This is a genomic window from Paenibacillus hunanensis, from assembly GCF_014645615.1.
Classification (GTDB): Bacteria; Bacillota; Bacilli; order Paenibacillales; family Paenibacillaceae; genus Saccharibacillus; species Saccharibacillus hunanensis.
Map to the genome: position 1 here is coordinate 183,300 of NZ_BMMB01000004.1, position 14,685 is coordinate 197,984.

The 14,685-nt window shown below is 44.7% G+C and carries 11 protein-coding genes; 10 read left to right on the forward strand and 1 reads right to left on the reverse strand.

All coding sequences use genetic code 11. The features are described from left to right. Positions 1 to 129: 129 nt before the first annotated feature. The 7 genes from dxs (at position 130) to IEX62_RS09490 (ending at position 9,905) form a co-directional block, all read left to right on the forward strand. Positions 130 to 2,031 carry a 1-deoxy-D-xylulose-5-phosphate synthase gene (dxs, locus tag IEX62_RS09460; protein ID WP_188775215.1) on the forward strand — a complete coding sequence of 634 codons (1,902 nt, stop codon included), beginning with the start codon at positions 130 to 132 and terminating at the stop codon, positions 2,029 to 2,031. A gap of 155 nt (positions 2,032 to 2,186) precedes the next feature. Then, the gene (locus IEX62_RS09465) at positions 2,187 to 3,038 is read left to right on the forward strand and encodes a TlyA family RNA methyltransferase (protein ID WP_188775216.1); all 852 of its coding nucleotides are present in this window, start codon (positions 2,187 to 2,189) and stop codon (positions 3,036 to 3,038) included. A gap of 603 nt (positions 3,039 to 3,641) precedes the next feature. Beyond that, the gene (gene ahrC / locus IEX62_RS09470; RefSeq protein ID WP_188775217.1) at positions 3,642 to 4,091 is read left to right on the forward strand and encodes a transcriptional regulator AhrC/ArgR; all 450 of its coding nucleotides are present in this window, start codon (positions 3,642 to 3,644) and stop codon (positions 4,089 to 4,091) included. Positions 4,092 to 4,233: 142 nt separating this feature from the next. Further along, entirely contained in the window at positions 4,234 to 5,976 is a 1,743-nt protein-coding gene (gene recN, locus IEX62_RS09475; protein WP_188775218.1) for a DNA repair protein RecN, read from the forward strand. A 735-nt stretch (positions 5,977 to 6,711) separates the two neighbouring features. After that, on the forward strand, positions 6,712 to 7,536 hold the full coding sequence (gene spo0A / locus IEX62_RS09480) for a sporulation transcription factor Spo0A (protein WP_188775219.1): 825 nt from the start codon (positions 6,712 to 6,714) through the stop codon (positions 7,534 to 7,536). A 409-nt stretch (positions 7,537 to 7,945) separates the two neighbouring features. Beyond that, the gene (locus IEX62_RS09485) at positions 7,946 to 8,557 is read left to right on the forward strand and encodes a hypothetical protein (protein WP_188775220.1); all 612 of its coding nucleotides are present in this window, start codon (positions 7,946 to 7,948) and stop codon (positions 8,555 to 8,557) included. 133 nt (positions 8,558 to 8,690) lie between these two features. Continuing rightward, positions 8,691 to 9,905, forward strand: a complete 1,215-nt coding sequence (locus tag IEX62_RS09490; RefSeq protein WP_188775221.1) for a DUF2167 domain-containing protein — start codon at positions 8,691 to 8,693, stop codon at positions 9,903 to 9,905. 779 nt (positions 9,906 to 10,684) lie between these two features. Here the strand turns inward: IEX62_RS09490 and IEX62_RS09495 are convergent. Then, positions 10,685 to 11,551, reverse strand: coding sequence for an AraC family transcriptional regulator (locus IEX62_RS09495; protein ID WP_188775222.1), 867 nt, complete (start codon positions 11,549 to 11,551; stop codon positions 10,685 to 10,687). Between the two features lie 962 nt (positions 11,552 to 12,513). On the opposite strand from IEX62_RS09495, the gene IEX62_RS09500 reads away from it, so the two are divergent. The 3 genes from IEX62_RS09500 (at position 12,514) to IEX62_RS09510 (ending at position 14,645) form a co-directional block, all read left to right on the forward strand. Then, on the forward strand, positions 12,514 to 12,867 hold the full coding sequence (locus IEX62_RS09500) for a hypothetical protein (RefSeq protein WP_188775223.1): 354 nt from the start codon (positions 12,514 to 12,516) through the stop codon (positions 12,865 to 12,867). A gap of 369 nt (positions 12,868 to 13,236) precedes the next feature. Beyond that, the gene (locus IEX62_RS09505; protein ID WP_188775224.1) at positions 13,237 to 13,725 is read left to right on the forward strand and encodes a hypothetical protein; all 489 of its coding nucleotides are present in this window, start codon (positions 13,237 to 13,239) and stop codon (positions 13,723 to 13,725) included. A 389-nt stretch (positions 13,726 to 14,114) separates the two neighbouring features. After that, complete coding sequence (locus IEX62_RS09510; protein ID WP_188775225.1) at positions 14,115 to 14,645, forward strand: VanZ family protein; 531 nt, start codon at positions 14,115 to 14,117, stop codon at positions 14,643 to 14,645. Positions 14,646 to 14,685 lie beyond the last annotated feature (40 nt).

A 14,685-nucleotide genomic window follows, 5' to 3' on the forward strand; every position in this document is an offset into this window, starting at 1 on the left:
TTTCGTAAACGAACCTGCTTGTGGTATAGTGGATAGTAATATAAAACGTAGAATCATGAATTGTATTATTTTGGCATGTAAACAACATTTGAGCGCCGGGGGGCGTTCAAAGGAAAGCGGGGAAATGGTGTGCTGCTTCCACAGATTCATCAACCAAGTGATCTCAAAGATTTGACAACAGAACAGTTAACCGTGCTGGCAGGAGAGATTCGCCAGTTTCTGATCGAGAAATTATCAGCAACCGGCGGTCACCTGGCTTCCAATCTGGGCGTAGTGGAGCTTACGCTTGCTCTGCATTATCTGTATGACAGTCCGAAGGACAAATTTATTTTTGATGTTGGTCATCAGGCGTATGTACACAAAATTTTGACCGGACGCATGGATCGCTTTGATACATTGCGTAAATACAAGGGCCTGTGCGGCTTTGTAAAGCGTAATGAAAGCGAGCATGATGTGTGGGAAGCCGGACACAGCAGTACATCACTATCGGCAGCGATGGGGATGGCGCTTGCACGTGACTTCAAAAAAGAAGATAACAAGGTCGTTGCAGTCATCGGTGACGGCGCACTTACTGGAGGTATGGCGTTTGAAGCGCTTAACCATATCGGACATGAGCAGCGCAAGCTGACCGTTGTACTGAACGATAATGAAATGTCGATTGCGCCTAACGTTGGCGCCATGCATAAATATCTGGGTAAAATTCGCTCGGATAAAGGCTATCTGCGTGCGAAGGATGAAGTAGAGCAACTGCTCAAAAAAATCCCGGCTATCGGCGGCAAAATTGCCAAGACAGCGGAAAAGCTCAAGGATTCACTTAAATACGCTATGGTATCTGGCATTCTGTTTGAGGAGCTGGGCTTCACGTATTTCGGACCGATCGACGGTCATGATTTACCGAAGCTATTGGAAACGTTCCATCAAGCAGACAATGTAGATGGCCCCGTACTAATCCATGTGGTCACGATCAAAGGTAAAGGCTACCTGCCTGCCGAAGCCGATTCATACAAATGGCATGGCATTACGCCATACAAAATTGAATCTGGTCAGGTGGTAAAAGCCGCTGGTAATCCAATGTATACCGAAGTGTTCGGCAAAACATTGATCGAGCTTGCAGAGCAGGACGAGCGTATCGTTGCGGTTACGCCTGCGATGCCAGGGGGTTCAGGCTTATTCCCATTTGCGGATCGCTTCCCTGAGCGTATGATTGATGTCGGTATTGCAGAGCAGCATGCGGCAACACTGTGCGCAGCAATGGCGATGGAAGGCATGAAGCCTGTCTATGCGGTTTATTCTACATTTATGCAGCGTGCATATGATCAGATCGTGCATGACATCTGTCGTCACAATGCGAATGTGATGTTTGCGATTGACCGTGCAGGCTTTGTAGGTGCCGATGGTGAAACGCATCAGGGTGTATACGATGTTGCCTTTATGCGTCATATCCCGAATATAGTGATCATGATGCCGAAGGATGAAAACGAATTGCGCCATATGATGAAGACGGCGCTGGAATACAATGATGGACCAATCGCTTATCGTTATCCACGAATTAACGGTCTGGGTGTACCGCTGGATCAACAGCTCACACCGATCCCGATCGGACAATGGGAAAAGGTACGCGAAGGCGATAACTATGCGATTCTTGCTTCTGGCCCGATGGTACAGATGGGAGTCGAGGTTGCCGAGGAACTCAAGCGTGATGGCATGAATGTAGCGGTAGTCAATGCGCGCTTTATGAAGCCGCTTGATGAGGAAATGCTACTCGATCTGGCAGCACGTGGTACACGTATGCTGGTCGTCGAGGAAGTTTCCCAGGCAGGCAGTATGGGTAGCGCTGTACTAGAATTCTATGCAGCACGTGGTCTTCACGATGTTACAGTGGGCTTGATGGGTATTCCAGATGAATTCATCGAACATGGTAGCATCAAGGATCAGCAGCGCGAAGCAGGGCTGACACCGGAAAATATTGCCGAATCGCTCAAGGCGCTTGCCCCAGGACAGGCGTGGACATTTCAGAAAAATTCGGTGTAATGATTAAATGAACCAGGCAGCGAAGCGGGAAGTTTCATTTTCCGCTTCGTTTGCTGTTTACACCCCTGCTTATAGCTCTTATCATCGTTTAATGACAGTATGATAAGGAAGCAAAGCAGTGTCTAAAAATACGGAATCCGTACAGGAGATAACCTATGGCAAGTGATAAAGAACGTCTTGACGTCCTGCTCGTCGAGCAAGGCTATTATGAAAGCAGGGAAAAAGCAAAAGCGGCTGTGATGGCAGGTCTTGTCTATGGCGGCACAGAGCGTCTGGAAAAGCCAGGTATGAAAATTCCACGCGATACAGCGCTAAATGTAAAGGGCTCTGTGCATCCGTATGTAAGTCGCGGTGGCTTAAAGCTGGAAAAGGCGCTTCAGCATTTTGGGATTGAAATGGAAGGACGTACCATGCTGGATATCGGCTCGTCTACGGGCGGATTCACGGATTGTGCGCTTCAGCATGGTGCCTCTTACGTGTATGCAATTGATGTTGGCTACAATCAGCTAGATTGGTCGTTACGCAATCATCCACAGGTGCATGTGATGGAGCGGACGAATTTCCGCTATATGACTCCAGATCAATTGGAAGATGCTACGCCTAACTTTGCCAGCATTGATGTGTCTTTTATTTCACTGCGTCTGATGCTACCACCGCTGAAGGAGCTATTATCTCGTCCTGCGGATGTCGCGGCACTAATCAAGCCACAATTCGAGGCTGGACGTGAAAAAGTAGGGAAAACAGGCGTCGTGCGCGATCCAAAGGTTCACCAGGAGGTACTGGAGCATGTGCTTGGCTTCGCAAAGGAGATCGGGTATGAACTGCGTGGACTCACCTTTTCACCAATTACAGGTGGAGAAGGCAATATCGAGTTCCTGGCGCACTGGCATTTACCTGCCGAGGGTGAAGTACTGGAGCCGATCCCTGAACTGGCTGATTTAAGCGAGCTGGCTGCACGAACCGCGGCTGAAGCGTCACATCGTTTTCGTGGTGGTACAGCTAAGTAGTGATGAAAGCTACAGCATATAATAAAACTTATGATGTGATATTGTATCGGGTCGATATGACGTACGGTTAGACGTGGTATAAAGCGACGTAGAATAGTACATCGTACAATACGCCGCCTAAAATGATGATGTTAATATCCATTACAATGATAATGAGAGCATGTGCAAGCGATACGAGAAAAGACCTGCACTGGCAGCGTTGCAGCCTGCCGCAGGTCTTTTGGCTTGTATAGAGCTGAATGTATAGCTGGCAATGATGTGGTACACCCGATCGCAATGAATTTTCGATCAAAACTCAATTTGGCTATTGATTTACGAACAGATATTCCTATATAATGAGAACGAACGTTCCTCCTGTCTGGCTCATCCAGTCAGCGTTTGGACTCTTCCGTTCTTGGTGTTACAATAGGGTAATGTGCGATGCCACGTTGATGATCGATAGCAAAGCAGGTTATTTTCCAATTTTCAAGGTCGAAAAGGAATATACCTGCATAATAACGAATAATTATAGAGTCTGTTCTATACGAACAGCTGATATTATCTATTCGCCACAGCGATCATTTGCATGATTATGATAGAGCATACTACCAAGCGGAGGTCTTTATGAAGGGACAGCGACATATTAAAATTCGAGAAATTATTACACATCAGGATATTGAAACCCAGGACGATCTGGTTGAAGCATTGCGTCAAGCAGGCTTCCAGGTAACGCAGGCAACGGTATCCCGGGATATCAAAGAACTTTTACTGATTAAAATTCCGACAGATGACGGAAGATATAAATATTCCTTGCCAACCGATCAACGCTACAATCCAGTGCAAAAGCTGAAGCGTGCACTGGTGGACAATTTTCTACAGATCGATTTTACAAACAATCTGGTTGTGATGAAGTGCCTTCCGGGTACAGCCAATTCCATTGCTTCACTCGTGGATAGTATGGAATGGCCGCAAATTATGGGTACGATATCGGGTGACGATACGATGCTGATCATTTGCCGTACGGAGAGCGATAGCCAGAAAGTAATCGAACAGATTATGGGCTTTATTTCCTGAGATAGAGGATAAGCTCCTTCTGTTGTGATCGTAACGTCGATACAGCCAAGACTTATTCTGGTGTTAGCTGACTGTAGAGCTTGTGTCCGGTTTCGTTTGAAGCGGGGTCAAACAGTCTTTTATACGAGAAGGAGTGAGCTCCATGCTAGTTATGCTGAGCATCAAAAACCTGGCTGTTATTGAAGAAATCGACGTTTACTTTCACAAAGGATTCCATGTACTGAGCGGTGAAACCGGTGCAGGTAAATCCATCATCATAGATGCGCTCGGTCTGATTGCAGGCGGAAGAAGCTCAGCGGAGATTGTCCGCTACGGTTGTGACAAATCGGAGATGGAAGCTCTGTTCGAGCTGCGTTCCACTCACCCGGTCTGGTCAACACTTGCACGATTGGGGATTCAGGGCACAGCAGAGGAGCATCTGGTTATTCGCCGCGAGGTAACGAGCAGCGGTAAAAGCACTGCGCGGATTAACGGCCAACTGGTGAATCTGTCTATGCTACGTGAAGTAGGCGAACAGCTCGTCAACATTCATGGTCAGCACGAGCACCAATCATTAATGAAGCCAGAGCGCCATCTAGGCTTGCTAGATACATTTGCCGATGTAAAAATCGGTCCGGTTAAGCTGAAATACAATGAGCAATATAGCAGCTACATCAAGATCGAGCGTGAGCTGCGTGAATTACAGGAAAATAGCCAGAAGACGTATCAGATGATGGATTTGTATCGTTTTCAGCTGGAAGAGATTGCGGCTGCTAACCTGCAACCAGGTGAGGATGAGGCGCTGGAAGAAGAGCGTCTGCGGCTGTCACATAGTGAGAAAATGATGGAAGCGGTAGCCGGTGGCTATCACAACCTGAATGGTGAAGGCACGATGGGTGCAATCAGCGTGGCCATGTCCCGTCTGAGCGATATCTCTCGCTATGATTCCAAAAATCTCGATCCTTTAGTCGAACAATTGCAATCGGCTTATTATCAGCTGGAGGATGTCGTCTATCAGCTGCGTAGTTATCAGGAAAACATCGAATTCAATCCAGGTCGACTGGAAGAAGTAGAATCCCGTCTCAACATGATCTCTGGCTTACGCCGTAAATATGGAGAAAATGTAGAGCAGATTATCGCGTATTATGAGAAGATCCAGCGCGAGACAGATCTGCTGGAAAACAAAGATGAGCATTTGCTCAAGCTGGAAGCGAAACGGGATAAGCTTCGTGATCAGCTACTGGAAACAGGAGAACGACTGAGCAAGCTGCGTCGTGAAGCAGCCGGTGAGTTGTCCAAGCAAGTTGAAGCTGAACTCAAGGACTTGCAAATGCAGCGTACATCGCTGCAAGTCAAGATTGATTATATTGCTGATCCGAATGGTATTGAGTGGAATGATCGCCGCATTCGGATTACCCGTCAAGGGATTGATACGGCAGAATTCCTGATCTCGCCTAACCCGGGTGAGCCGCTGCGTCCAATGGGCAAAATCGCCTCCGGTGGTGAGCTGTCACGTATTATGCTTGCACTGAAAAGCATCTTTGCTCGTCATGAGCAGGTACCTGTACTTGTATTTGACGAGGTGGATACTGGTGTCAGCGGACGAGCAGCTCAATCGATCGCAGAGAAGCTGTTCAAGCTGTCTTCGGAATGTCAGGTATTCTCTATTACTCACTTGCCGCAAGTCGCATGTATGGCAGATCATCAGTATTTGATCGAAAAGCAGATCGTTGGCGACCGTACAGCCACTCATGTTGTATCTCTGCATGAGGATGGTCGTGTGGACGAGCTGGCGCGTATGCTGGGTGGCGTTGAGATTACCGAGAAAACGAATCATCATGCGCTGGAAATGCTCAAGCTAGCAGAAGCACGTAAGGATGGCGGCTCCGCCTATGCGGTGCACTAGGCTTATAAGCTTGAGTTGGTTAGCGACAGAGCATAACGATAAGGTTATGATTCGGTGAATCAGCGACAATCAAGTTGAACTATGATGGATCGTATAGAGAAACACTCTTTGGGAAGCCTGCCTCTAATGGTAAAGCTTCCCATTTTAATTAGAATTACATAAAGTCATAATTGACACGGACACGGACACGGACACGGACACGGACACGGACACGGACACGGACACGGACACGGACACGGACACGGACACGGACACGGACACGGACACGGACACGGACACGGACACGGACACGATTATAGGTATGAGTATCGAATTGAGTATACAATCAGCGATAGGCAGCCGTACTTACGTATATACACTACTCAAGCATATACATTACCAAAGCATATACATTACCAAAGCATCTGCTGTCTTTTTATCGCACATAGGATAGAAAAATTGGGAAATTTATGAGATTTTTGTTTTCGACAGCAGGTTTTAGGTCTTTTATGTCGAATGATATTATAATGTGAAGAGTATGCCCCAAAATGGATACACGATCGATTGATAAAACGTCTAGCTTTAGACATGCGCTATGTAATGATATAGCTTCATTCACAGCCTCGGCTGCATGCACAACGCGATATCATAGCCAATCGATCGCAGAATCGTACAATCGTACAAATGCAGAACCATTGTCATAAAATGGATGCGACACAGCAGGAGAGCTTGACCAAAATGAAGGAGGAATATCCATTGTCAACTATTCAAGTATTGCTAGCAGACGATAATCGTGAGTTTACGAATATGCTGGCTGATTATATTTCCAATCAGCAGGACATGGAAGTGGTAGGGATTGCATTTAATGGTGAGGAAGTATTGAAAACGATGGAAAGCTTGCCAGAGCTTCCAGATGTACTTATTCTGGACATCATCATGCCTCATCTGGACGGCCTAGGTGTACTCGAGCGTCTGCGTGATATGAATCTGACACCATCACCGAAGATCATTATGCTAACGGCATTTGGTCAGGAAAATATTACACAGCGTGCGGTACAGTTGGGGGCTTCGTACTATATTTTGAAGCCATTTGATATGGAAGTGCTCGTTAATCGTGTTCGCCAGCTGGTAGGTACGAATGCAGCGATTAGCAGCAATGGCGGTGGTTCTGTCAACATGAGCAACGCGATGAGCAAACCAGCAGCTGCGATGCCGGCAAAAGGTCGCAATCTGGATGCAAGCATTACGGCGATCATTCATGAGATTGGTGTACCCGCTCATATTAAAGGATATCAATATTTGCGTGAAGCGATCACAATGGTGTATAACAATATCGAAATTTTGGGATCGATTACAAAAACGCTGTATCCAGCGATCGCAGAAAAGTTCAAAACGACACCTTCGCGTGTAGAGCGTGCAATTCGTCACGCCATTGAGGTTGCCTGGACACGTGGGAATATCGATTCCATTAGCCATCTGTTTGGATATACGATCAATATTAGTAAGTCCAAGCCAACCAATAGTGAATTTATCGCGATGGTAGCAGACAAGCTGCGTATCGAGCACAAGGTTTCGAACTAATACAGCGCTTATTCGTTGTGATGTCTATTTACGAATGGAGCAAATCGCTTAAAATAGCTTACTCTACTACATCATGCGCGTAGTATACCAAGTACAAGCAGTATAGAAGAATAGCGCATACAACATAACACAGACATAGCTCAGTATTGTGCATGGAATAAGTAGCAGCTAAATTAAGCAGATATAAACACTGTGTACTATGATCTAATTTCATCTCCTGTAAGTAATGGTGTCTAACTTGTCGCCAATCTAATCTATATTTACCTAAAGAAATGAAGAGCAGCTTACACTCGATATGAAGAGGAAGGCTGCTCTTTTTCCTCTAGTTGAATAGAGGTGCAATATAGTAATATAGACATAGATTCTAATTTATTTATTAAAAATCATATTTTACTAAGGAGAGGAAAGTATGGAAGGCTTTCAGGGATATTCACCACCAGAGCCGCCAAAGCCAGCACCGACTAAAATGAGCGTAATGGCATTGGTGGCACTTATTTTAGCTGGTCTCGGTATACTCGGATGTATGGTGCTCACGGTCTGGAACATCGCACTCAATGTACAGGTTTCTGACCTGCAACAGGCAAATGCGGCATTACAGCGTAAAACGAGCGATCTGGCAGATCAGCATACCAACGTTGAGCATGAGCAATCTATTATTAAGCAGGTAGCCGTGTTCAATTATCTGTCCCATAGCATAGAGGAAGCAGTAGTAACCGATGACTTTATTGTGGATAAGATCACATTCACGCCGACAGGTGATGGAGAGCTGAAGAGCGTACTGATCGATGTGGAAAATCAACCGGATATCGATCTGGATTACAATGGAGATGGCACCTACAATGTATCCAAAACTCAGCTACGTGCCAAGGCGGTGAAGCTTATTCAAGCCGCAGAGGATTATTATGGCTCGGATAATGAAGCACCCGAATGGACAGAATCGACATTAGTCACTTTGACCGTCAAAAATTATGATATTGGTGATTATGCGGATGGTAAGTTTTTATTTGTAGATGAGTATTGATCATGATGCTTGATCGCTTGCTGATAAATCGTAAATCGATGTTCAATGGTTGATAGATGATAAAGCGACATACAATCACTGGATGTCCCATCAGGACAAGGCATTGTAAGTATATGTTGAAGGAGGCGCGTTTTTGAAAAAATCGCTTGTCTATGCAGCGTTGCTAGTCGTTAGTAGTAGTATGATAGGGTGGATCGCATATCCAGTTGTAGCTCATGCGATGGTAGACCAGGCTGGTGTAGCCATAGAGAATAGCAGGGTTCCGATCCTCAAGCAGATAGCTGTATCTTCTGATCACAATCATGATTCCAATCAAATCGTATCCGCCGAATATGCAGCACGTACAGACTTACATAATTCACAGATGTCATTGCGGACAGACACCAAGCGACCATCTGTAAAACAAACGAGCACGCCCAACCTGGTTCTGGCATCAGCTTTAACTCCAACGATGAATTCGTTATCAGCTAATCACGATAAAAGCTCAGCAGTCGAGGTGACTGATCAGATCGCTCTGGGCGATATTGCCAGCTTTCATTTTCCAAGTAATCATCAAATGAGCTTTGTTGAGCCAAAAGCGACACAGGAGCTACTCCAGAAGCAATATACTGGAGACTTGATTACTGGACAGATTCTCGGAAGCTTGCTTGATCGTCAGGACAATGCATGGATCATTCTGATGTATACTGAGGACGGTCATATTCTCGATTATGATCATGATCAGATCGATGCACAGCGTATATTGGCTAACTATCAAAATAACCTGCAACAGCAAAATGCGAATAACAAGGAAGCACCTAACCTTCAAGTGTTAGGCTGGGGCGAGGAGCCGAGCTATAATGCCACCACACATACGTTGACCTGGTATCTAAAATTAAAAGAGTCGACGAAGGATAATCTAGTCAATTATAATGCCCGTATGTTGACCAGAACGGGATATCTTTCGGCGATTCTCGTAAGTAGCGATGCGACTTTCCAGCAGGATCGTACTGCATTCCAGCAGGATGTATTACCTAATATCGATATTCATCAGCAGTCGGCGTATAGCGCTTATGATGAGCAGACAGATAAGGATTCCAAGTTGACTTTAGAAGGCTTAATTTTGATAGGAGCAGGTACACAAGCTGCAAAGCAATATGGTACGTTTTCCATCGTAAATAAGCTGTGGTTTATCGTCGTGCCGATCGCGGGCTTGATTTACTGGAATCATCGTAATCGTTCTCGGCGCGAGCAAGAGCATGCTAAGGAACTGGAAGCAATTATGTATGCGGATCATCAAAGTAATGAGCTACCGATGCGTAGACGTCCTGTGGTGTCTCCTGACCAGACCGATTCGGATTCCAAATAATCAATCATCATCAATCGAACAACAGTCATATAGTATATACAAATGTAATTTATTCCGTAATGAAAGTAATCACCTTATTATTCTTAATATTACTATCATGGTCTGTCTTGCATCGTCAATAAACCATCCATTCAGTTCGCGTTATGCATCAATATCCCAAAAACAGTATAATGAAAATGGTATGTCAAAAGTCTATTGTCGGGATCAATAGCTAGAATGTACACGGATGCGATTCAGAAGAAATAGCTTGTGAATGATATCTACAATGATAATGCTGAATGCAATAGGCTTACGACCGCAAAGTATAGTAAAATGAATCGTAATCACATCATACTGGAATGAGGGAGGGATCACAGATGGAGAAAACAAATGCATGGGTATTCGTGCTGGTTACATACGTTGTAGCAGTGGCACTCTTCCTCGGAATGTGGAAAGTAAGCGATCTGCTATTTTTCCGTTAAATATCATCAGCAATCCTGCTCTAAGCTGTCTGCTCTAACTTGACGGTTGAAGCAGCATGGAATGAATCAATAAGGCTACCTGTGTAAGATCCGCATCTTCCTATTGCAGATGAGGCAGGAAGTACAATCGGGATCACGAGTGCGATGCTGCGAATCGTAACAGTGCTGCTGATAGGATCAAGCTAATCGGAATACAAAGCACAATACACAGAAAAAAGGCTGGAACATAGCGTTCCAGCTTTTTTCTATTTCGATCGCTATACAGCAGTATGCACAATGACTGCATAAACTTAGATACAACGAAATGCCACCATCCTATCATGTCCATTCTTTACGATATGCAAGTGGCGTGCATTCCACCCGTGCCTTGAACAGATTAATAAAATGAGACACATTGTAAATGCCGACCTCACTTGCAATCTGCTGAATACTTTTATCCGAATAACGAAGCATATGCTTGGCGGTATTGATTCGAATATTGATCAAATATTCAATAGGCGGCAATCCGATATGCTGCTTAAAATCACGGCTCAGCTGAAATTTGTTCACAGCATACTTTTTCGCCAGATCATCGAGCGTGATCGGCTCGGTATAATGCTCCTCCAAGTATTGCTGCAAATCCAGCACTGGAGCCGGAATGCGTCCATGCTTATCGCCTGCATACACCGATTGTAATAAAATATCGGTTAACAGCTGTACGATTAGCTGAGAACTGATCAGCTCGGTTTTGTTACTACGCGGCGTTTGAATATTCAGTAGGCGTTGCATCAGCCCGGGAATGGCAGAATACTCATTTACATGGCAAACAGGCAACTGGCGCTGACTGAACGGTGCATAATAACCCTCCATTGCTTCCCCGCGAATATGAAGCCACAGAAATTCCCATTCTTCCTCACGTACGGCTTCATACCGATGGTAATCCATGCAATGGATGAAGAACAGATCGCCGCGTCCGAGTGCGTAATCCGTATCGCCATAACGCAGCTTTCCACGACCAGATTGTGTATACAAAATGAGATACGAATTCAAATGCTCGTGCGCTGTAGCATAAGGAAAGGCAGTTTTGAAATGGCCGATCTCCTGTACAAAAAAATAAAAAGCCTGTGCAGTAGAAGATGGCGTTAAAATGAGGCGAATTGAATCTTCGGTTTGTATATGCGAAGCTTTCTCCCAGTAGCTCGTCATGTAGCTCTTCCTCCTGCATAGGTAGCGTTAAATTGCATTTCATTCCGGTTCACTACGCGATAGATATGGCATGAATCAGGGATGAAGTTTAAATTGCAGGTCATATCAGAATAATTGCGAATACTGGAAAACAGATTAAAGATCGATGTGGAATCCCGAATCAGGGATGATACGTATCTGACGGTATGCGGAATGATAATTAAATTGTAAGCGTTATCTTTCAATTAATCAATACAAGACAAAGTAAAAAGGCCACCCGCAGGTGACCTTTCTAACCCAAATGGCGCTATTTAAATCTGACCGCATCCCGCGCCACCGGAAAGTTCTGGTGATTAAGCCAGAACCTCGGCTTGGGTAAAGGACGCGTTCAACATGTGATTATTGATGTTGACGCACCTCCTTTCTGTATGGGGATAGTTTAGCATAGGTTTACATAAACATCTAGCCCTATTTACAAAAAAATCAAAAAATATTTGTTTGTTCGTATCCATTATTAGATGATAATTTGAAAATATGAACAAATATACAGTTTGTGTACTTTATTTTCGGATAATGAAGTAGTATGAGCAAATAATTAGTGAAATTTTGTCGATTTGATGTATAATCGCTATTAAATATAGCAAAATAATTATAAGTATATAATGGCAATAATGTGCAATAATAGGTGAGCGGACGAACAGGGTGGTGTTTGTTCGGTACCTAATGGTAGAATAATTACTCCATTGCTATAACGATGAGCCCAGCTTACCATGGCTAAACGCAGCCGCCGCTTGCATCGGATAGCACGATCATGTGAGAACGCGCAGTTTGTACAATACAGTAGGACATCCACCTGTACAACAAGAACACGACAAGAAGTAATGGAGAGCATGATGAAGCTAGCTATTGAATTAATTCCTATTCCTACAATGAATGTCAATGTACGAAGTCATATCAGCTCCTATCGCTGGAGACAGCTTAGCTTGAACGTTCAACGCCGTGATGGCTATGCCTGTGTCATTTGTGGGCGGCGAAAGGGTCATGAGGTACATAAACTGCATTGTCATGAGCGATGGGAGTTTGATGAAGAGCTTGGAATCCAGCGTCTGGTCGATATGATCTCGCTGTGCTTTCAATGTCATATGATCAAGCATATCGGATTTGCAGATATGCAGGGCTGGATCGAGCAATATGCATTGATTGAGCATTTTTGTAAGGTGAACGAGGTGGAGCGAGAGCAGTTTGCGATTCATCTGGATGAGTCTGTACAGCAATGGATCATACGCAACCGTATCGATTGGACGGTCGATATGAGCAGCTATAGCCAGTATGGATAAAATGAAGCAGGTAATGAAGCGATAGCAGGTAATGACGGCCTGCTCGTTAATAAGCTATGACAGCGCGCATTTGCAACCAGTGATACAATAGACTGGCAAGTACGAAACAATCTACTATGCCTGTATGTGTACCTTAACTGCAATTTAAATGTTTTCATATCAACCAGGAGTTAATGACGACATGGCAGCAACTAGCCGAGAAGATTCCCTTTTGAATCAAGGGCTAGCAGGAACGTCTTACTACGGAATATCTTGAATTCTGTCAAAGCTGATTACGAATTCTATAACATGGAATTTTAGTTAAATTCACGCTTTGATTAAAACGATATTTTGTAGTACATTAGCTTTTGAAGAAAGAGGAGGTTTCTAATGTACTCAAGCAAACAGAGTGACGCTTTACACATCATGACTTACACACTGAACAGTGGAATTAAGGGTACTGTACCCCTGTCTAACCAACAGATCGAAGAATGGCTTGAAAGCTACAGAACCAATACACGCTTTGTGACGAGTATAGGCAAGGAATTTTTTGGTCTGAACCCGGAACTCGTTGCCGATTTTAAAGTACAGAATCAATTCTCTGATTATCAGCGTGTGATTGTGCCTAATCAGCAGCCAGATGAAGCAGAAGAGCATCTGAGCAGCGCCTACAAGCAAAATGGAGTGCTGATCAAGGTGGACTGCAAATGTGGTACGGCTTACACAACCGATTCGCCGATGATGCGCACCAAATGGTATTGTACAAAGTGTAAGGAAATCGTATTTTTGGACCCGAAAAAGGGCAAGGTCGAAACATCTCGTGGTGAAGCATATTATATGACCAATAAATATTTCGTGGAGCGTGCTCCCATCGAATAGCAAGCCAGAAAAGCAGTCTACAAGTTCATCATTGAATCGGTAAGCAGGAAAATAGGAACCTGTGAGAGTGGAAGCACTCGTTGCCGTGAAGCTGGATTGTATGACTGCTTTTGCTGTTGTCGTGGGCATGGTTAGTTAGAATGGAGATAGTAATGTATTATATGTGCTTTGTGTAGGCACATATAATGGAAAACAGCTATAAGTAAGTGATGATAAAGGTACAGGCTAACAAATCATACAGCTACTAGCTTCGCTGCGTGACTAAGAGCGTGATCGCGAATGATCAACAGCATTTATTTGAAAGAAGTCATTTGAATCAAAGTGGATGTTACTGGTATAATACACGGCATATGTGCAAGAACGGAGTCGTTTGGAAAGGGGAATACACTATGCGCTCAGACTTGCCCTTCTATGCTTCGCAATCATCGCGGCGTATTCGTCCGATTCCACTGCTCATCTGGTCGCTACTGACGATCGGCTGGATGGTGTTCATTTTTATGATGTCCAATCAGCCCTATCAGGAGCAGGATGTGAAGCCACTGCTGGCTAGCTGGATTGCCGAGCCTTCGCTTGCAGCGATCACGCCGATGATCGAATTTAGCTATGGTGGCTATACGGTGAGTGGCAGTGAGCCGTATGCGTTCTGGGAATTTTTCATCCGCAAGGGTGGTCATGTATCTGAATTTGCGCTACTGACATTTTTGCTCGTGCGTGTAGGTTCTTCGCTAACGCGTTCTACGTATATGCCACTGATATGGGCAGCTATTATTGCGTATGGATATGCGGCTACGGATGAATGGCATCAGACATGGATTGCAGGTCGTACAGGTCATTTTAGCGATACATTGATTGATGCGATCGGGATTGTACTGGTTATGATCGTGTATGCATTTGTTCGTTATCGGAGACAGAGAAAGTAAGTCATGATGGATAAAAGGGTGAGCCGTAATGGCTTGCCCT